General features: G+C 38.1%; 23 protein-coding genes. 2 read left to right on the forward strand and 21 right to left on the reverse strand.

Annotated features, from left to right (window positions below; genetic code table 11):
• Nucleotides 1-120: 120 nt before the first annotated feature.
• The 21 genes from hpf to MHI20_RS10495 form a co-directional block, all read right to left on the reverse strand.
• On the reverse strand, nt 121-684 hold the full coding sequence (hpf, locus tag MHI20_RS10395; RefSeq protein ID WP_007499992.1) for a ribosome hibernation-promoting factor, HPF/YfiA family: 564 nt from the start codon (nt 682-684) through the stop codon (nt 121-123).
• A 189-nt stretch (nt 685-873) separates the two neighbouring features.
• Nucleotides 874-2,559, reverse strand: a complete 1,686-nt coding sequence (locus MHI20_RS10400; protein WP_268417755.1) for a methyl-accepting chemotaxis protein — start codon at nt 2,557-2,559, stop codon at nt 874-876.
• A 33-nt stretch (nt 2,560-2,592) separates the two neighbouring features.
• Nucleotides 2,593-2,973 carry a hypothetical protein gene (locus tag MHI20_RS10405; RefSeq protein WP_008348244.1) on the reverse strand — a complete coding sequence of 127 codons (381 nt, stop codon included), beginning with the start codon at nt 2,971-2,973 and terminating at the stop codon, nt 2,593-2,595.
• A 13-nt stretch (nt 2,974-2,986) separates the two neighbouring features.
• Nucleotides 2,987-3,328 carry a flagellar protein FliT gene (locus MHI20_RS10410; protein ID WP_008348246.1) on the reverse strand — a complete coding sequence of 114 codons (342 nt, stop codon included), beginning with the start codon at nt 3,326-3,328 and terminating at the stop codon, nt 2,987-2,989.
• On the reverse strand, nt 3,325-3,729 hold the full coding sequence (gene fliS, locus MHI20_RS10415; RefSeq protein WP_008348247.1) for a flagellar export chaperone FliS: 405 nt from the start codon (nt 3,727-3,729) through the stop codon (nt 3,325-3,327). The genes MHI20_RS10410 and fliS overlap by 4 nt, the downstream gene beginning before the upstream one ends.
• A 17-nt stretch (nt 3,730-3,746) precedes the next feature.
• Complete coding sequence (locus tag MHI20_RS10420) at nt 3,747-5,261, reverse strand: flagellar hook-associated protein 2 (RefSeq protein ID WP_024719236.1); 1,515 nt, start codon at nt 5,259-5,261, stop codon at nt 3,747-3,749.
• A gap of 17 nt (nt 5,262-5,278) precedes the next feature.
• Nucleotides 5,279-5,620 (reverse strand): flagellar protein FlaG, encoded by a 342-nt coding sequence (gene flaG / locus MHI20_RS10425; RefSeq protein WP_007499987.1) that lies wholly within the window; start codon nt 5,618-5,620, stop codon nt 5,279-5,281.
• Nucleotides 5,621-5,784: 164 nt separating this feature from the next.
• Nucleotides 5,785-6,009, reverse strand: a complete 225-nt coding sequence (gene csrA, locus MHI20_RS10430; protein WP_008348252.1) for a carbon storage regulator CsrA — start codon at nt 6,007-6,009, stop codon at nt 5,785-5,787.
• Complete coding sequence (fliW, locus tag MHI20_RS10435; protein WP_025208061.1) at nt 6,003-6,437, reverse strand: flagellar assembly protein FliW; 435 nt, start codon at nt 6,435-6,437, stop codon at nt 6,003-6,005. The genes csrA and fliW overlap by 7 nt, the downstream gene beginning before the upstream one ends.
• A gap of 28 nt (nt 6,438-6,465) precedes the next feature.
• Nucleotides 6,466-7,044 carry a DUF6470 family protein gene (locus tag MHI20_RS10440; RefSeq protein WP_041091473.1) on the reverse strand — a complete coding sequence of 193 codons (579 nt, stop codon included), beginning with the start codon at nt 7,042-7,044 and terminating at the stop codon, nt 6,466-6,468.
• 46 nt (nt 7,045-7,090) lie between these two features.
• Entirely contained in the window at nt 7,091-8,002 is a 912-nt protein-coding gene (flgL, locus tag MHI20_RS10445; RefSeq protein WP_171465820.1) for a flagellar hook-associated protein FlgL, read from the reverse strand.
• A gap of 8 nt (nt 8,003-8,010) precedes the next feature.
• Nucleotides 8,011-9,531 (reverse strand): flagellar hook-associated protein FlgK, encoded by a 1,521-nt coding sequence (gene flgK, locus MHI20_RS10450; RefSeq protein WP_340938064.1) that lies wholly within the window; start codon nt 9,529-9,531, stop codon nt 8,011-8,013.
• Between the two features lie 15 nt (nt 9,532-9,546).
• On the reverse strand, nt 9,547-10,029 hold the full coding sequence (locus MHI20_RS10455) for a flagellar protein FlgN (protein WP_007499977.1): 483 nt from the start codon (nt 10,027-10,029) through the stop codon (nt 9,547-9,549).
• Nucleotides 10,030-10,047: 18 nt separating this feature from the next.
• On the reverse strand, nt 10,048-10,311 hold the full coding sequence (gene flgM, locus MHI20_RS10460) for a flagellar biosynthesis anti-sigma factor FlgM (protein ID WP_003213252.1): 264 nt from the start codon (nt 10,309-10,311) through the stop codon (nt 10,048-10,050).
• Between the two features lie 79 nt (nt 10,312-10,390).
• Complete coding sequence (locus tag MHI20_RS10465; protein WP_017357864.1) at nt 10,391-10,810, reverse strand: TIGR03826 family flagellar region protein; 420 nt, start codon at nt 10,808-10,810, stop codon at nt 10,391-10,393.
• Nucleotides 10,811-10,866: 56 nt separating this feature from the next.
• Nucleotides 10,867-11,589 carry a ComF family protein gene (locus MHI20_RS10470; RefSeq protein WP_285891443.1) on the reverse strand — a complete coding sequence of 241 codons (723 nt, stop codon included), beginning with the start codon at nt 11,587-11,589 and terminating at the stop codon, nt 10,867-10,869.
• The gene (locus MHI20_RS10475; protein WP_008348267.1) at nt 11,550-11,843 is read right to left on the reverse strand and encodes a late competence development ComFB family protein; all 294 of its coding nucleotides are present in this window, start codon (nt 11,841-11,843) and stop codon (nt 11,550-11,552) included. The genes MHI20_RS10470 and MHI20_RS10475 overlap by 40 nt, the downstream gene beginning before the upstream one ends.
• Before the next feature lie 64 nt (nt 11,844-11,907).
• Entirely contained in the window at nt 11,908-13,287 is a 1,380-nt protein-coding gene (locus MHI20_RS10480; protein WP_414642623.1) for a DEAD/DEAH box helicase, read from the reverse strand.
• Nucleotides 13,288-13,406: 119 nt separating this feature from the next.
• Nucleotides 13,407-14,249, reverse strand: coding sequence for a DegV family protein (locus tag MHI20_RS10485; protein WP_024719242.1), 843 nt, complete (start codon nt 14,247-14,249; stop codon nt 13,407-13,409).
• Between the two features lie 210 nt (nt 14,250-14,459).
• Nucleotides 14,460-15,149 carry a two-component system response regulator DegU gene (gene degU, locus MHI20_RS10490; RefSeq protein WP_008348273.1) on the reverse strand — a complete coding sequence of 230 codons (690 nt, stop codon included), beginning with the start codon at nt 15,147-15,149 and terminating at the stop codon, nt 14,460-14,462.
• 64 nt (nt 15,150-15,213) lie between these two features.
• Nucleotides 15,214-16,389, reverse strand: a complete 1,176-nt coding sequence (locus MHI20_RS10495; RefSeq protein WP_024719243.1) for a sensor histidine kinase — start codon at nt 16,387-16,389, stop codon at nt 15,214-15,216.
• A gap of 221 nt (nt 16,390-16,610) precedes the next feature.
• Between MHI20_RS10495 and MHI20_RS10500 the strand changes: the two genes are divergently transcribed.
• Nucleotides 16,611-17,279, forward strand: a complete 669-nt coding sequence (locus tag MHI20_RS10500; RefSeq protein WP_017357860.1) for a YigZ family protein — start codon at nt 16,611-16,613, stop codon at nt 17,277-17,279.
• On the forward strand, nt 17,264-18,355 hold the full coding sequence (locus tag MHI20_RS10505; protein ID WP_135226381.1) for an LCP family protein: 1,092 nt from the start codon (nt 17,264-17,266) through the stop codon (nt 18,353-18,355). Before MHI20_RS10500 ends, MHI20_RS10505 begins: the two co-directional genes overlap by 16 nt.
• The last annotated feature ends 3 nt before the right edge of the window (nt 18,356-18,358 follow it).

Here is an 18,358-nt window from a genome sequence, read left to right on the forward strand (position 1 = left end):
CATACCATACCTTCCTTGATTTCCAAAGAATTTGCAATGATTTAGCACAAAAAACCCGCCCCTAATGAAGGGAGCGGGTTTACTTTTTTAGGTCATTTTCGGATCAAAAGGAACGAATGATTAAGCGTTCGGCTCAATGAGTCCATATTTACCGTCATTTCGGCGGTATACCACATTGGTCAAATTTGTCTCAGCATTTGTGAAGACAAAGAAACTGTGACCTAACATGTTCATTTGGAGAATGGCCTCTTCGCTATCCATTGGTTTTAAATTGAAGCGTTTTTGTCTGACGATTTCTGTTTCATCAATCTCTTCGTCATCTTGAACTGCTACTTCGGACGCACCGTTTCCTCCAGCAAATAAATGCTTTTTCGCACCTTGCTCACGGAATTTACGGTTCACTTTCGTTTTATGTTTTCTAATTTGACGTTCTAATTTACTGGTTGCTAGGTCTACTGCATTGTACATATCCTCATTATGCACCTCTGCTCGAAGTGCTAGATCAGTCATTGGAATGGTAACCTCAACTTTAGATTCTTGATCGTTGTAAAATTTCAAGTTCACGTTGACTGAAGCATCAACATCTGACTCAAAATAACGCTCCAGCTTTCCAATTTTTTTCTCGACATGATCTCTTAGTGCAGGTGTTACTTCGATGTTTTCTCCTCGGACATTGTAATTCATGTAAAGAACGCCTCCTTTAAAATTAAGGATATGTAAACTTATTTCTACTTTTCCCTCCTTTTCTCCTGCTCAAACGTAAAAAAAATGTGAATTTTTATTGAAATTTGTCGAATCCTGTGGTGCTTCAGCTTTTACTTGATAGGTGATGAATATATATTCGATTGATTCTTGAAAAAGACCATCGCACTGTTAAATCTTGAAAGATGAAATAGATGTTTTCAGTGATTGAGACAAAGATTTTAAATCTTCCGCAGCTGCTTTCATTTCCTCATTCGCCGCTAGTGATTCTTCAACAGCCGCCGACATGTACTCTGTTTCCTCAGAATTTCGCTTGGCTCCTTCTTCTATCACACCAACTGTTTGAGAAATTTCTTCTGTACTAGCTGAGATTTGCTCTGTCGTGGCAGAAAGCTCCTCTGCTTTCATCGAGATATCACGGATGGATTCCAGAATTTCTTGAAAGCTCTGTTCAGACAATTGCGATACTTTCACACCTTCTGCTACATCTCGTTCCACTTTCGTCATAGATTGAGAAGATCTTTCAGTATCTTTGTTCACGTTGGCGAGTAGCTGACTAATTTGATCAGTCAGCTGACTTGATTCTTCCGCCAGCTTTCTGACTTCATCTGCAACAACCGCAAAACCTCGTCCATGTTCCCCAGCCCTTGCTGCTTCAATGGCTGCGTTTAAAGCAAGTAAATTTGTCTGATCTGCAATGGCATGAATATTCCCCAGCAGGTCTTGAATGCCGGTAAACTGTACTTGTACATTGGCCATTGTAGAATGATGTTCATTCACAGATTCCTTAATAGAACTCATTTGTTTCACAAATTGTTGAATGAGGGATGCGCCCTCTTCAGCCTTTTCAGTCACTGAAATTGAGTGACCCGAAACATCAGACGTATGTTCAGCCGCATTATGCATACCAGTCGAGACTTCTTGAATCGCCGAAGCTACTTTTCCTACTGCATCCGATTGTTCACGTGAAGCTTCACTGACCTGTTCAATCGAGCTAGACGTCTGTTCACTAGCCGAAATGGTTTGACTGATGGTTTCTTCAAATTGAGCAGCAGAATCAGCTAATTGCCTTGACCCGTTTTGCACCTGTAAGATGAGCTGACGCAAATGAGCTGTCATTTGGTTAAAAGCCGTACCGAGCTGGCCAATTTCATTTTTAGAGGTTACTTCAATTTCTTCAAGTGTGAGGTCACCATCTGCCATTCTTCTTGCTGCATGTGTGACAGAGACAATCGGTTTTGTCATACGATGAACAAACCTTGTGCCAATGACTAAAAAGCCGACTATAATCGCTGCGCTAACGAGAATAAGCGTCAGCAATAATTGGTTACTTTCTTCATTGAGCTGACTGATTTTTTGATCCCGCTGTTTCAATTGTGTTTGGGCAAATTCTTTTGTAAAGGTATGTATTTCTTGTTCGATAGGTTGTAATTCTTGACTGAGGCGGGTGTTGAATTCTTTTTGATTTTGCATATTCAATGAATTAAATAATCGATTTGTTGAGGTGTAGTAAAGATAATTTTTTTCGGAAATTTGATCTAACAGATTTTTTGCTTGTTTAACGGTGCTCAGTTTTGATGCTTCAGCTGTTTTCTTATTGATTTCTTCATATGTTTGCTCAATCTTCTGTAAATTCTCAGCATCTTGAACAACCACATACGTTTTAATTTGTGCTTCCTGCTTTTGTAGCAGTGCCTCTAATTCCAGTGAGGTCTGGTACAGCTTTACTTCTTTGGTGAGGAGTGCTTTATACGATTGATCTGTTTTGTAATAGATAAAGCTAGAAAATCCTAAAATACTGACAAACAATACACATATGACAATAAGCCCAAATAAAAATTGATTTTTTAGTCTCATAAATTCCTCCGAATGGTCTGAATTGAACAAAAATTAATGAATGACATACGGCCTCATACAGGCATGTATTTCATCCATCCACTTTCTATATTCAGGTATAAAATATGATGTAAGGAATGACTGGAAGTGATTTGAAGGGAATGTATAGAAAGCTAGTATATCGAAACTTAAAAAAATTTGGTCAAACGATCGAATCGTCTTGGCAAAGTGCTCATTTTCAATAATCGAAAGCAGAAGCGGATGTGTTGTCTCTAAATGAAAGAAGGCATGGATCAGATCATTAAAGATCCGATCCCCTTCTGTTTTAGCGAAATCCTTCTCAATTTCATCTAAATATTTTAGACTCTCTTCTATCGTATATAGAAGGTCATAATATGTGGTTAATAAAATATAGTCATCTGAACGATACGCCACAGGTCTCACCTATTTATTTCCGTTTATCGTAGTATACGCCGTCACTTGTCATGGGCTGATACGGATTTTGATAATTCAGCTGTTTTGTTTTCTTACGTTGAATGGCTTGAATATCTGCCTTGATCCCATTTTGAATCTCTGTTAATTGCTTGGCCATCAGTTGATCTGTTTGAATGATTTCTTTGATTTTCTCTTTTTCTTGAACGGAAAGCTCATGTTGAATGTCTCTCATTAGTTCGTCTCTCTCAACTAAAAAAGCATCAAAGTCTTCAACGAGTGTCTCACTTTGCGGGTTGGCCTCTATTTCCGCTGCCATTTTTAACGTTTGGTCGTGCAGTTGGTCCACAATACTCATAGAGATCCTCCAATAGAGTGATGACGCCCTTTTCGATCGGTTTGAATGACTTCCTTCCAAGCATCTCGGAAATCAGTCACATATTGCTCTACTTCATTCAGGATCTCTTCGTCATTTTGCAGATTGGCTTCAATCAGTCTACGATAGATGTAGTCATACATACTTGCCATGCTCTTTGATACATCATACGTACGATTTAAGGTGACATTTAATTCTTGGATGATGTTTTGAGCCTTTTTCAGGTTCAAGTTTCTCATTTCAGCATCTTCTTTTTGAATGCCATGCTTTGCTAGTCTAATAAACTTTAAGCATCCTTCATAAAGCATAAGCGTTAACTCGGCCGGTGTTGCGGTCTCAATAGAATTTTTCTGATAGGCGGCATAAGGGTTCTGAATTGCCATATGTTATAAACCTCCAATTATTGTCCAAGCAGTTGAGAAAGATAGCCAGATTGGTTGTTTAGCTTTTGAATCGCACTATCCATGGCGTTAAACTTTTTGTAGTAACGAGCTTCCACCATTTTTAAACGATCTTGGAATGTGCTCATTCGTTGAGTCAAAGAATCAAGGTCCTTACCAAGTCCGTATTCCTTTGATGCCATCGTTGTGCTACCAGCCTTTGTCTGAATGCTCTTTGAGAAGGCTGATAAGGAATTTTTGATACGATGAATGATTCCTTGTTCTTTATATTGCTGCTGCGCTTTATCTTTATCTTTTGAATCTACATTTAGCGAACCTGACATAAATATTTGACTAATCTTCTGTGGGTCTTCTTGAATGGCTTTTCTTAGTTTCGGTTCATCAATGACAAGCTTTCCGCCATCTTTATATTTATCTGAAGTGGCAATTCCGATTTGTGTCATGTGAATTTTATTCCCATCACTTGTCGTAATATCAACATAAAAATCACTTCTTAATTTAGACGCACCAGATCGTAAAATTGAATCACTTCTCAGCAAGCCTGACTTCGCAGTCGTTTCCCATAGCTCGACTTCTTTGTCAGACATGGCTTTTTTCTCTTCAGCTGTTAATGGATAGTAGTCTCTATTTCTTTTTTCATTGACTTTACCATTGATCTCTTCAACAAGTTCATTGTATTTATCAACAAATTGTTTGATTTTATCAAAGATGGCATCGACATCTGTTGAAACGTTCAAACTGACAGGCTTATCTGTTGTTCCTTTCAGCTCATATGTGATACCGGCCTGCGTGAAAGTATTATTATTATTTTCCATTTTGAGACCATTAATTTCATATTGCGCTTTCTGCCCTTGAGTAGTCGCAACTAATTTATTATCTCCATCCACTTGGAATCCTAATTGCGTTAAAAATGAAGCAGAATTACCATCCGCTGCCTTAATACTGACACCTTCTCCAGTCGTACGGGAAGTCAGAGCGATTGTATCCACGTAGTTGGTCCCATCAAAGATTTGACCTTTATAAGCCGTGACACCTAGTTGAGCGTTGTTCAATTTTGACACGATTGTATCAAGGGTATCTTTATCAGTCGTATTAATGGTCACTGTTTTGGGTGTCGTAGAATCTGGTGTCGTCACCTCAAATGTGAACGTACCGTTTGCAGCAGTAAATCCAGATGTGCCAGAAGATTTGAATACGGAAGCTGTCGCTAGTTGGGTCACATTAATCGAGCCAGAGGTAGCATTTGTTGATCCAGTTGCTGTGACAGCAGATTCATTGGAGCTTGTGACCTTTTTTGCGCCATAAGTACTCGGATATGTTAAATTTAGTTTGGCAATGAGATCATCTAATTCTTTAACCTTTGAATTGACCTCGCGGTAGCTGTCTCTTTGCCATTCAAGTGTTTGTTTCTGGCGTGTCATTTTATCAAGTGGTGCTTGCTCAGTTTTCATTAGCTTTGAGACGATTTCATCAATATCAAATACATTTGAAAATCCAGTAATTCGATTAACCATTGTTTTTCTCCCTTCAATTACATTCTTTTATCGACAAATAAACCGACAATCTCTGTCATTGCCGCATAGAAATCAAGCCATTCTTTGGAAGGAATCTCTCTAATGACTTCTTCGGTTTGGTTATCTACGACTTTGACATAATATTCATTGAGTTTTTCATGTAATTCAAATTGAAGATGAAATTGAGTAGGTTCAATCAGCTTATTTGCTCCTTGAAGCGTTTTCTCAATTTCTTCTTTTGAAACGACTTTACCATTTGCTTGTAAATCAGTGTTTGCATTGTCATTTTGATGATTCGTAACACGGGTTTGAAATGCATCAATCAGTGGCTCTAGCGAAGTCAACTTACCAACAGACATAGTTATTCAGCTCCTGTGCTTTAATCTATCTTTTATATCGGCTTTGAATTTTTAAATTAAATATAGATGGACCGATTTGTTAAAGTTTCATATAGATGGTGTCATACCCCTACATAGAAATGATTTTACACGGAGGTTTAAAGACGAATTGTATAAAAAAACCCTCACTTTTTTTGTGAGGATAATTGAGAAAGTAGATCAAAGGACAAGCTAGCAGCACGGCTGTTTTCTTCTTGAATAGACAGGTATACTTCCTTCCTGTGAATATCAATATGCTTAGGAGCCTCAATTCCGACTTTTACTTGATCGCCTTCAATCGCAATAATTTTAACTTCAATATCGTCGCCTATTTGAATCGATTGATTTAATTTACGAGATAGAACTAACATGAGGAAGCCACCTCTAGCAAATGTTTTGTATGATAGGCTGAATCATGCAAAATGACCTGCTTGGCTTTCATGTTTTTCCGATTTACAATAATAGGCGCTCTTAAATTGGCTGTCGTTTTTTCAATAGAAGATCCCATTGTTAAAATAACCATGACTTCCACATCATTGGCATCTTCCACCCCAAGAATGTCTACAACCGATTCCTCTAAGTCAAATTCATATTGATTGAAGAACAAAAATGGGCTGCTGACAATAAAGCCTAGTTCTGCATTTTTCAAAGATTGAAGAACTAAAAATGGGGATTCTTCTGATAAAGGTAAAATGACAAATTGTTTTTGATCCAGAAATCCTGGTATCCCATTAGAGAAGTGAATGATTTGCTCCTCTTTAATCGTCACTTCGCCATGGTATTTTGTTTGAATGATCATAATTCACGACCTTTTCCATTTTTCTTAACTATACCTTATCACCATTTTGACCTGTTTCGTCAACTTCTATTTTTAATTCTGGGTATTGTAACATATCAATATGAACTTTACCTGGCTGGTAGTTAACAATTGGTTTATGAGGTGTTGCCTCTATAATAGCTTTTTGCGGCTCCACATCAATTTTAAGTTCAGATGGCTGATAGTGAATTTTCACACTAAAAAATGAAGGAATCACACCGATGTTGAATTGTTTTGCTGGAGGACTGCCGTTGATTTTCGCAAACTCAGCAATCGCATTCCCACCATTCTCGATCTTGATGAGTTCACTTCCTTCTTCCGCTCTACGCCCCATTCCTTCTCCAATCGCACGTTTCCCCTCAGCCGCCCATTCCTCTGAACGTCTAAAAATCGACTTAATATCCATATCGGCAAATGCCTCGGTTTGATCTATGGTTAATTTCGACGGTGTCCTTGTGATATTCATGACAGCTCTTGGCTGCTGAATGTCAAGATCCGCTCTTGGCTGCTCTACTTCTTGCTTGGAAGGGGTTGTCGACATTTGCAGCTTTGCATAAGTTTGCTCCATTAACAATCTAGGGATTTGCATAGGTTCACCTCCATGATGCAAAAAAGCACCCAACGGATGCTTTTTCTTATCTTAAGAAATCGACAAGGGATGGCTGAATCACTTTAGCTGTCGTCGCTAAAGCAGCTCTATTCACAGTCTCTTGTTGAAGAAGATCAAGAATGGCTTTTTCACTTTCTACATCTTCGGCATCTGATTTAGCCTTTTTCAGCACTTCAAATTGCGAAGTCAAACGGCTCCCGACTAAGTCGATACGATTGGATCTAGCCCCAAGATCTGAACGCTCAGCACTCATCACTTCTTTAAACTGATCGATATTTCCTAATGCATCATCTGAATTTGTAAACGTTCCATTTTTTAATGAGTTTTCTAAATCAGTCAGCATTTCAATGACATTTTGACCACTGGCAGATTGCCCACCAAAAGCTGAAAGAGGATTTGAATTCACATTTAATGTGATTCCATCAGAAATGTTCGACTGAACCACGTTTGCATCTGTATAGTTTTCAAAGTTAAATGTAAACGTACCATCTGCATTCTCTACAACTGGTTTAACATTTGTATTCGTCCCATTAAAAACAAACTTACCTAACATCTGCGTGTTCATTGCATCAATGATTTGATTCTTCATCTGACCAATTTCCACTCCGATAGCAGCTAAATCTTCTGGCTGTTTTGTTCCATTGGCCGCATCGAGTACTTTATATCGTATATTTGACATGATATCAATTATTTCAGTAACACTTGTTTCAGATGTATCAATCCAGTTTCGTGCCTCATTTAAATTAGTTTGGTATTGCTCATTTCGAAACATGGCTGTACTATACTGAAGACTTTTCACTGCTGCCACAGGATCATCAGACGTTTTTGTGAAACGTTTTCCAGACTGTGCCTGCTCATTAATTTTAGAGAGTTTTTCATAACTTTTACTAATATTTCGAAGTGAATTTTGAGAAATCATACTTTGCGTGACTCGCATCAGTTACCCTACCTTCCTACGACTCCCATGCCGTTTATTATTTTATCTAATACTTCGTCTTGCAACGTCATAATTCTTGCAGCTGCATTATACGCATGCTGGAATTGGATCATGTTCGTCATTTCTTCATCAATAGATACAGCACTAGTTGACATCCTGCGTTCATTGGCTGAATTCACAAGAGCTGCTGAACTGCTTTCAAGGGTCATGTTCTTTTTAGCTTGTATCCCCATTTCGGCAATGACATTCTGATAGTAATCCTGAATTGTTGTGGTATTTCCGCCGATTGGTAGCTTTAAGTTTTGAATATTAGCTAATTTCGTAGCATTCGAACCATCACCTTGCGTTTGATTAAGAGATGCAGCAATGTTATCTGTCGATGCTAAAATCACGTCACTCACTTTGATACGGGCTGCCAAGCCTTTATTCAAATCATTGTTATTCTCAATATCGAAAAAGTCTTGTCCACTTGTGCCATTTAACGTGTACCCTTGCTTATGGACATCGTTAAAAGCATCCATAAATACTTTTGCTACTTCATCCAGCTCAGCAAGCATATCCGGGTACATGCCTTTTTCAGCTCCATTAGACATGTAGCCATATGCCTCAACAAGTGCTTTTACTTTACCATTCACTTGTAATTGATCAGCTGCGATGGTTGTCGTTCCAAATTGGAGTGAGTTAACAAGTCCTGTCGTATTATCATAGGAAAGTTGCAATTCAGATTTTTCATTGGTAATGCCATTTAAAATTGTTCCAGCAGATTGTCCATTAGCACCGATAATATCGATGTTAACGGTTCCTTCAGCAATTTCCAGAGCATTTCCTCCAGAAGGGTTGTAGCTCACTTTAATATCAACAAGTGAGGAAAGCTGATCTATAAGAGCGTCTCGCGTATCATAAAGATCATTGGGAAGATAACCATTTGGCTCAACTGTTGCAATCTGTTTATTCACTTCATCAATTTGAGTTAATAGGGTGTTCACATTTTTTGCCGTTGAATCGAGTTCAGTTTTTAAATTCTTTTGTATCGTTGTTAAAGAAGAATTTAGCAGACGGAATTGATCTACTAAAGCTTGAGCACTTGTCTTAACAACTGTACGAGCTGAAGCAGTATCAGCATTTTTCGATTCCGATAAGACTTGTAATGATTTCCAGAGATTATCAAAGGCTCTATTCAAGCCTTCATCTGTCAAATCATTCATCACTCCTTCCATTTGTGAAAGAGCATCAGACTTCGTCGCATAATAAGACAAGTTATTGTTATGATCTCTATACTGAAGATCTAAAAAGCTGTCTCGAATTCTTTCAACAGTTCCAACTTGGACACCTGTCCCCATTTGGCCGTATGTCTTGCCATCATAAACAGAAATCACTGGGTAAGGATTCTCTGCTTTAAAGGTAACTCTCTGTCTTGAGTAGCCATCAGTATTTGCATTGGATACGTTGTTTGATGTGACATAAAGCCCTGCACGCTGGGCTGTGATTCCTCTTTTTGCCGTTTCTAGTCCCATGAATGTAGAACCCATAGATATCCTCCTTTTTTACGCCTTTGAATCAAACAAAGCCCTATGCTGTTTAGGCTTTGAACTCTCAAGACCATTTTGTCCGTAATTCATATTTTCTTTGTTAGGATTCACAAGATCGAATGTCAGTGAAATAAATTGAAGTGACTGCTGAATAAGCTGTTTGTTCAGTTCGTTTACATCTTTCAGTTCCACCATGATGTCATTCAGCTTCTCATATAACGAAATAAGCTCTTCTTGATCCGTTCCTGTAGCTTTTTCGATGCATGCGGTGATTGTCGGCGATTGATCACTTTGTAAAAATTGAACTGCTGCTTCAATCCGCTTTTCTTCTAATTGTGAAATGGCCTGAATATATTTTTGCTCAAGGTTCAGAACCTCTGAAAGAGCATCGATCTCATTATTTTTCAGCATTTCTGTTTTATTCTTAGACAGCTTTAGAAGCTGTTCATGTAATCCGTAGAGACGGTGCAGTTCTTCAATCATTATTTTTACTGACATTCACGCTACTCCCTTTTGTTATTGTTGTTTATAAAAATTCAACATTTTATCTGCAATGCCTTTTGTATCTACTTGATATGTTCCGGCTTCAATGCTTTTTTTAATTTGGTCTATTTTATCTTGACGTTCTTTCATGATATTCGGCACCTTTTGCATTTCGATTGCCTTTTTAGAAATTTCGACTTTGTCAGTTGATTTTGCTTGATTCGATTGCAACGTTTGTTTCTCATATGTTTTCTTGTAAGGATTTACTGGTTGTGTTCCATATCGATTAATTTTCACGGGATTCCTCTCGCTTTCCGTTACAGTCTGTCTTGATTCTATCCATTTTATCGACCAAACTGCAACTTAGTTTAGGGAATCAGTCGTTTTTAGGATTAATGGCATAATAGGTGTCTTTTTTCCTAGATTCAATCTCCCTTTTACGCTCTTCTTCTTGGTCCATTTGGCTGATTTGCGTCTTTATATCCTTTTCACAATGGCTACACAGCTTGTTTTTTCTGATCGGTTGGCCGCATCTTTCACAAGGATAATTGATATTCGGGAATTGACTAATTTGAAGTCTTTTCAAACGGATAAATTTCAGGATTAATTCTTCATCAACTTCTGTTGCGTCTACTATTTCAGCAATGGTTGATTGTCTATTACTTTGCTTACGCAAGAATTTATAAACGATATCAAAAGAACGTTCTTCTTCTTCAAAGCATTTGTTACAAACCGTTTGGATGGTGGTTTTTAAAAATAACTGATTACATTGTGGACAGTTTGCCAATTGATTCATAACCAAAACCCCTTACGTTATATTCTTTTCTTAATATCGGTTGATTGTCATGATTTTTAACTACGAATCAACGTAAAAGAGGAAACACTTTTGGCGCCTGCGTCTTTTAAAATTTTTGCTGCATGATAGACTGTCGCCCCAGTTGTATAAATATCATCGATTAATATGACATCCTTTAGAACGATCGGGTTTGACTGCCTTAATTGGAACAAATTCTGTTGATGTAAACGTTCATTTTTTCTTTTCTTAGACTGCTTACTTTGATGTACTTTTATAAGTGGTTCCAATATAGGTCCGCCAATCATGGAAGCAAGCATCATTGACTGATTGAATCCTCTTTCCTTTAATCTCTCTTTACTCAAAGGAATTGGGACAAGCACCGGTTCTTTGATTGAAAAAGAACGTTTAAACGCTGACTGTACATCTTTTTTAAATAGATCAGCTAAAGCCGTATCACCTCGAAATTTAAATCGAGCTAGAATATCTTTCATAAAGTCGTTGTAAGCATAAACAGACCGATTCATTACAAGAATCTCAGCAAAATCCCGTCGTTTATCCCACCTTGAACAATCCTGACACAATTGATCATTTGATTGCGCTCTTCCGCATTTGGGACAAGTAGGACCTTGAATCTTCATCAGGTGGTTCTTACATGCTACACATAAACGATCTTCATTTAATAGTAGGAATGATTTCCATGTAAAAGCAGCCACAAAATGGCTCTCACAAATTGGACAAATCAACGCTTTTCTTTGTTCAACGGCAAATGATTTTCGCACCTTGGATATGTAGTGACCGTTGAAGCAGCTTCTGTCAGAATGACGAGCATCGCCGTATTTTTCTGTTTATCCACCATCTCGGATTTACTGTAGGATATTTTATCGATATCTGTTATATATTGCGGTTTCACTTGATTTAGAGAAATGGCTAATACATCTTCTATACATTTTTCACAATGACAAATCATGTTTAATTGGTTGAGATATTGATAGAGAATTTCTTTAAGTAGTATTTCTTTTGCGTTGAGTAGCATATTTTGTCTCTCCTGCCATTTGTGTTTTGTGAATATAATGTACCATGATTTAGTTGAACCCACACTATTTTTCAGAAAACTCTTTTTCAGCTGTATTATTCATTTTTACGATATGTTTCTTTGCTTGTTTCATACTTCTCGTTAAACCAAAATGAAAAAAGTATACGTCTCCGTTAAAAAAATCTGGATGTCTCCCTGCTCTACCAGAAATTTGGACAAGTGCACTTTCTGAAAAAATAGGAGATTCCGCACCTAATACGCCCACCTGAACATCTTGAATGGTAACGCCTCTTTCTAGAATAGTTGTTGTAACCAATACATCGTATCTATGATCTCTGAAATGCTGGACTTTTTGCTTCCTTTCTTGATCATCCGCAGAAACACCCTGTACATTTACATCTTGACCTTGAAGAATATGAGTTACCTTCTTCATAGTAGAAATAGAAGGAACAAAGAGTAACACTCTTTTTTTCTTTGTGATATGTTCATGCAGCCAGTTCATTGTAGATGCTGGAAGCCGATTTCTTTTTAATTTCTTTTTCCAATCTCCAACCCATTGAAATGTTGGGACAGGCAACGGTTTTTGGTGGAAGCGCAGAGGAATTTTGATCGCTTCTAATTGTCTATGAGCAACATCCTTTTGCATTTTTTTAGATGGTGTGGCACTTAAGTAAATTCTAACTCCTGTTTTTTTCATTGATTTTAAAACAGCAAACTGAAGCCGTTCATCCATTGAATAAGGAAAAGCATCGACTTCGTCTACAATGAGGACATCAAAGGCGTTTTTATATCTCATTAGCTGATGGGTTGTAGCGATCATAAGCGGTGCCATTTGAAACCTTTGAGAACTCCCGCCATAAAGTGCAGCTATATTCAGTCCTTGAAATGCCTTTCTCATTCGAGGTTCGAGCTCAAGTACAACATCGGTTCTAGGCGTCGCAATACAAACACTCATTCCGTTATTTAGCGCATATTTTATACCATGAAAAAGCACCTCCGTTTTCCCCGCACCACAAACAGCCCAAAAGAGCAGATCAAATTTGTTTTGGATTGCTTCTACTAGCCTATCGGACGCTCTCTTTTGCCCTTTAGAAAGCTCTCCCTGCCATGTTAATTCAACTCGTCTTGTTTCTTTCTTTTGTGGTCCCGTCCATTCGTAGAGAAAGCCACATTCGCTTACTTTTCCCAGCATGATGCAGGATCTACAGTATACACAGTCTTTTTTACATGTTTCACACGGAGAGAGGGCAAAGTAGCGCTTGTTTGATACACCGCACCGGCAGCAGATCAAACCACTCGCCACCCTATCGAAAGCAGGTGTTCTATGGATGAATCCTTGATTCTCCAGCCACTCCAATTCGGACTGTGTACATTGACATTCAATAGGAAGAAGGTGCCTTGATTGTAGCTTGTGACTGAGTTCCATTGCTTTTTCCAGATTCAATTTCACGCACTACCTTTCAATTCATGTTGACCCATTATGTACAAAGAGAAGGCCTTTCGTCTAATTGTAAAAATAGAAAAACAAATCCCCTTTTCCATGAGAAAAGGGGATTTTGATATCTACCTGATGATCCAGCCAAGTGCTAAAGAGCCTTCGCCTAGATGAGTGCCAATCACGGCACCAAAGTAGCTTTTATAAAATTCAACATGAGGATACTTTTCTAATAAGTGCGCAATTAATTCATCTGCTTCTTCTTCTCTATTACCATGTATCAGAGTTGCTCTCATTGGAACACCACGTGATGCATCTTCATCAAATAATTCAAAAATACGTGAAATGGCTTTTTTGCGTGTACGAATCTTCTCAAAAGGGACAATTAGCTTGTTGTCAAAATGCAAGATAGGCTTTACCTTTAAGAGGCTTCCAATAAAAGCCTGAGCACCATTTAATCTGCCGCCACGTTGTAAATGAGTTAAATCGTCTACCATAAAATAAGCTCTTTGATTTTCTTTTAGATAATTGAGATGGGAAATCACTTCTTCTGGAGAAGCACCACCTTGGATTTTTTCAGCCGCTTCTAACACATAAAAACCTTGCGCCATACAGCTAGTCTCTGTATCAAACGGATAAATGTCGATTCCGTCAACTAGTTCATTCGCTGAGGCCGCACTATTGTATGTTCCACTAATTCCGCTTGACAGATGTATACTAATCACAGCATCATATGTTTCACTAAGTTTTTCATATAATTCTATAAGCTCACCGAAAGCAGGCTGAGAGGTTGTTGGAAGATCTTTATGTTTCTTGACTTCTTCATAATATGTCTTCCAATCCATTTCTACTTCTTCACGGTATGATTCAGTACCAAAGATGACATTCAGAGGGATCATATGAATATGATGTTTATCACGTAGTTCTTGTGGTATATAAGCAGTACTGTCTGTTACAACGGCTATTTTCATTCTTAAATACCTTCCTTATCCGTTAAGTTGCTTTTAAAAAAAGAATGATCATTGTTTTTCACTAGATTTATAATACTAATCAAAAAAGCTTGCCTAATCAATAGGCAAGCCCGCTATATCCGAAAAAGACTCCTTACCTGCCTATCATTGTTCTCTAACTTGAATGTGAGAGAATTAAAAACAGGCGGAAAAGGAGTACTTGTCCGGACATTATCTCATTTCTACCCAGCCGTTTTTAATTGCTACAACAACAGCTTGAGTACGGTCGTTTACATTCATTTTTTGCAAGATGTTACTCACGTGGTTTTTGACTGTTTTCTCACTAATAAAGAGCGACTCACCAATACCTCTGTTGCTCTTTCCGTCAGCTAACATTTGAAGAACTTCACATTCACGTCTTGTTAAGATATGAAGTGGTCTGCGAATTTCAGGATATACCTCGTGCTGTGGATGTGCTGAAACGCCGCTTGTTGCTAAGCGTCGGAATTCATTTACTAAGTTATGAGTGACTTTCGGATGTAAATAAGAGCCTCCGTCAGCTACTACTTTTACTGCTTCAATGAGGGTATCTGCATCCATTTCTTTTAACAAGTAGCCTCTTGCTCCTGTTTTTAATGCATGTGTCACATAGTTTTCATCGTCATGAATAGATAGGATAATGACTTTTGATTCGGGATAAAGCTCTACTAGCTGTTTTGTAGCCTCCACACCATTTACATTCGGCATATTAATGTCCATAATGACAACATCCGGATGATAGTGTTCTACGATACGTGCAGCTTCGTCACCGTCGTCTCCTTCTGCAACTACTTCAAAAGTAGGTTCAAAATCTAAAATCCGTTTGACACCTTCACGGAATAATTGGTGGTCATCGATAATTACAATATTTACTTTAGTCACAAGCTACGCCTCCCCATGTTTATTGTTCTACACCTGAACTTTATGGTCAATATGTCTTTTGTCTCTATTTTACAATTTTATTTTGTAATGTTAACGGTACTCTAATCATGATAAATGTCCCTAGACCTATTTTTGAGTCTATGGTCATTTTACCTTCTAGTAAGTCTACGCGCTCTTTCATGCCAAGTAAACCGAAGGATTTGTTTTTATTTGTTTTCACATCTTTCATATCAAAGCCTTTTCCATCGTCTTTGATAATTAACGTGACAAAGTCTTTTGTCACTTCTACTTTTACAGAGATTTCTTCAGCTTCGGAATGCTTCAATGAATTTGTGACAGCTTCTTGGGCTAGTCTAAACAGTGCCACTTCGAACTGAGAAGCAATTCTTTCATTTTCTGTATCCCCTAGGCATTGGAACGTAATTTTGGTTTTTCCATCATATTCTTCAATTGTGTTTAAGTATTTTCGCAGTGTCGGAATGAGACCCAAATCATCTAAAGCCATCGGTCTTAAATCATAAATGATTCTTCTCACTTCGTACAGTGCATTTCGCACATTCTGTCTTAGACTTCTAATTTCTTTAAAGCCTTCTTCTGTTCCACGGTCTCTAAAAATTCGTTCAATTAGTTCTGAACGCATCATCACGTTTGCCAGCATCTGAGCAGGTCCATCATGGATTTCTCGTGATACCCTTTTGCGCTCTTCTTCCTGGGCTTCAATAATTCTTAGTCCAAAATCTTGTTTTGCCTGAGCATCTTCAAGTAAAACACCGACCTGACGTAAATCTTGGTTCAAGTAGTTGAGAACGACCGTGATCTGGCTCACAAGCGTTTCTGAACGTTCAATGACATCTTGTAAGCTTAACAATCGTCTTTCGAGATCATCTCTTCTTTCCCTCAGCTGTTTTTCGCGCTGCTGGATCATGGTCAATTCTACTTGCAGGTTATGTGCTTTTTCATAGGCTTCTCGTATTTCTTCTTCGCTGAATTTGTTGAAGTTTCTGCTGACCTCAGATAATCGATTTCTAGCATGTCTCGTATGTACTTCTAGTTTATCCCCAAAATCAATTACTTCGTTGACTTGCTGTTTAATTTGCTTGAGCTCTTCTACTAGGCTTTCATATTGTTGACGGGACTGTTCGCCGATTCTAAATACTTCGTCCTTACTGCCATCAACTGTACTTAGCATTTTCATGATGATTGAATCCAATAACTTCGGATCCATTTTAGGTGTTGTCATGGCTTTTCCCTCCCGTAACAGTGATGTCATCTTTTTTTATTATAAATATCATTGATCTGCATTTTATGTCGAATTATAATGAAAGAATGCGTATAAATCATGAAATTTTTATGACGACCCTTTTTCCGCTCCTATCATCATAACAAAATACGCTGTAAAATTCTAAAACCAATGCAAATTTTCTCTAGCCTTACAATTTGCTTGTCAGGAGGGTATGTCTTTTGCTGAACCGCTATCTCACAGTAAAAAGCCGTGGCGAGCATGAGATCGTCATTGAAAAATCACGTTTTATTTGTCATATACAACGTGCTGTCTCAGAAGAAGAAGCACAAGCCTTTATACAATCCATAAAAAAACAACATTGGAACGCCACTCATAATTGTTCCGCCTATTTGATCGGTGAACATGATCTGATTCAAAAAGCAAATGATGATGGTGAACCAAGCGGTACGGCAGGGGTGCCTATGCTTGAAGTGCTAAAAAAACGCAAGCTGAAAGATACAGTTGTTGTCGTCACTCGTTATTTCGGCGGTATTAAGCTAGGTGCCGGTGGATTAATTCGTGCGTACGGAAAATCTGTGTCTGAAGCTATTAATCATGTTGGTATGGTAGAACGCTGTTTAATGCGTACGATGCACACAACAATAGATTATACATGGCTTGGAAAGGTAGAGAATGAGCTTAGAGCCTCATCTTTTCAGCTAAAAGACATCCATTATGCAGAAGATGTGATTTTTGAAACGTATGTAGAAGAAACACAAACAGAGCAGTTCATTGAATGGATGACTGAGTTAACTAATGGAAAGAGTGTTACTAAAGAAGGCGAATTGATTTATTTAGAAAAGGACGTTGGTCCGATAAAGGAGACAGATGAATGGCACAACGAGTAAAAGTGCGTGTACGAAAGAAAAAGAGTAAGAAGAAAAAGATTTTCAAACGGATTCTGGTCTTATTTTTGCTTCTCTTCATCTGCATGGGCGGATTTGCAGTTTATAAGATTGTGAATACACTCCAGGCTGCTGACAAAACTTATGATGAATTAGAGCGTGGGGAGAAATCGAAACTCCGTGATGCTGTCATTGATATAAAGAAAAAACCTTTCTCTGTCCTATTTGTTGGTATAGAGGATTACGCCACAAATGGTGATCACGGCCGTTCAGATTCACTCATCGTCGCAACGATTAATCCTCAGGATAAAACGATGAAAATGGTCAGTATCCCCCGTGACACACGAGTACAGCTTGCTAGTGACACAACGGGAAATAAAGTAAAGATCAATGCGGCATTTGCTAAAGGCGGTAAAGACGAAACGATTGAAACTGTCGAACAATTCTTGCATATCCCAATTGACAAATATGCAACAGTAGACTTTGACGGTTTTAAGGATGTCATTGATGAAGTTGGGGGAATCGATATTGACGTTCCATTTGACTTCAATGAAAAAAGTGACGTCAAAAAATCGAAAAAGATTTACTTTAAAAAAGGAAATATGCATTTAAACGGTGAAGAGGCACTTGCTTATGCGCGAATGAGAAAACAAGATCCACGTGGTGATTTCGGGCGTAATGATCGTCAGAAACAAATCTTACGTGCCATGATTGATCAAATGGCGAAACCTCATAACATTGCAAACGTGGATAATATCGCAAAAGAAGTAAGTGATCATATAACAACCAACTTCCGCATCACAGAAGGACTTGCTCTACAGCAAATTTACAGTGGCTTTAAAGGAGACGATACTGAAACACTATCTATTAAAGGATCAGACCTTTATTTAGGACCAAATCGAACATACTTCTTTGAGCCAGATCAAACCAACTTGGCTGAGGTGCAAAATGAGTTAAGGACACATTTAAAGCTTCCTGCTGAGTCATCGTCTGAAACAGATTCACAAACCAATCCAGACTCTGGTGAAACAGGAACAACTGATACAACGACTCCTTCGAGCAATACAACAGGACAATAAAAA

Source organism: Bacillus sp. FSL K6-1106, assembly GCF_038005245.1.
GTDB classification, from domain to species: domain Bacteria; phylum Bacillota; class Bacilli; order Bacillales; family Bacillaceae; genus Bacillus; species Bacillus altitudinis.

Bases quoted from the DNA above. Each gene is read 5' to 3' on its own strand.
- hpf (WP_007499992.1), bottom strand. From the start codon at position 684: ATGAATTACAATGTCCGAGGAGAAAACATCGAAGTAACACCTGCACTA.
- flaG (WP_007499987.1), bottom strand. From the start codon at position 5,620: ATGTCTGTTGGTAAGTTGACTTCGCTAGAGCCACTGATTGATGCATTT.
- MHI20_RS10440 (WP_041091473.1), bottom strand. From the start codon at position 7,044: ATGCAAATCCCTAGATTGTTAATGGAGCAAACTTATGCAAAGCTGCAA.
- fliW (WP_025208061.1), bottom strand. From the start codon at position 6,437: ATGATCATTCAAACAAAATACCATGGCGAAGTGACGATTAAAGAGGAG.
- MHI20_RS10505 (WP_135226381.1), top strand. From the start codon at position 17,264: ATGGCACAACGAGTAAAAGTGCGTGTACGAAAGAAAAAGAGTAAGAAG.
- fliS (WP_008348247.1), bottom strand. From the start codon at position 3,729: ATGGCAATTCAGAACCCTTATGCCGCCTATCAGAAAAATTCTATTGAG.
- MHI20_RS10400 (WP_268417755.1), bottom strand. From the start codon at position 2,559: ATGAGACTAAAAAATCAATTTTTATTTGGGCTTATTGTCATATGTGTA.
- MHI20_RS10475 (WP_008348267.1), bottom strand. From the start codon at position 11,843: ATGCTACTCAACGCAAAAGAAATACTACTTAAAGAAATTCTCTATCAA.
- MHI20_RS10465 (WP_017357864.1), bottom strand. From the start codon at position 10,810: ATGAATCAATTGGCAAACTGTCCACAATGTAATCAGTTATTTTTAAAA.
- flgL (WP_171465820.1), bottom strand. From the start codon at position 8,002: ATGCGAGTCACGCAAAGTATGATTTCTCAAAATTCACTTCGAAATATT.
- MHI20_RS10495 (WP_024719243.1), bottom strand. From the start codon at position 16,389: ATGACAACACCTAAAATGGATCCGAAGTTATTGGATTCAATCATCATG.
- MHI20_RS10410 (WP_008348246.1), bottom strand. From the start codon at position 3,328: ATGAGTATTGTGGACCAACTGCACGACCAAACGTTAAAAATGGCAGCG.
- MHI20_RS10485 (WP_024719242.1), bottom strand. From the start codon at position 14,249: ATGAAAATAGCCGTTGTAACAGACAGTACTGCTTATATACCACAAGAA.
- MHI20_RS10420 (WP_024719236.1), bottom strand. From the start codon at position 5,261: ATGGTTAATCGAATTACTGGATTTTCAAATGTATTTGATATTGATGAA.
- MHI20_RS10455 (WP_007499977.1), bottom strand. From the start codon at position 10,029: ATGTCAGTAAAAATAATGATTGAAGAACTGCACCGTCTCTACGGATTA.
- csrA (WP_008348252.1), bottom strand. From the start codon at position 6,009: ATGTTAGTTCTATCTCGTAAATTAAATCAATCGATTCAAATAGGCGAC.
- flgK (WP_340938064.1), bottom strand. From the start codon at position 9,531: ATGGGTTCTACATTCATGGGACTAGAAACGGCAAAAAGAGGAATCACA.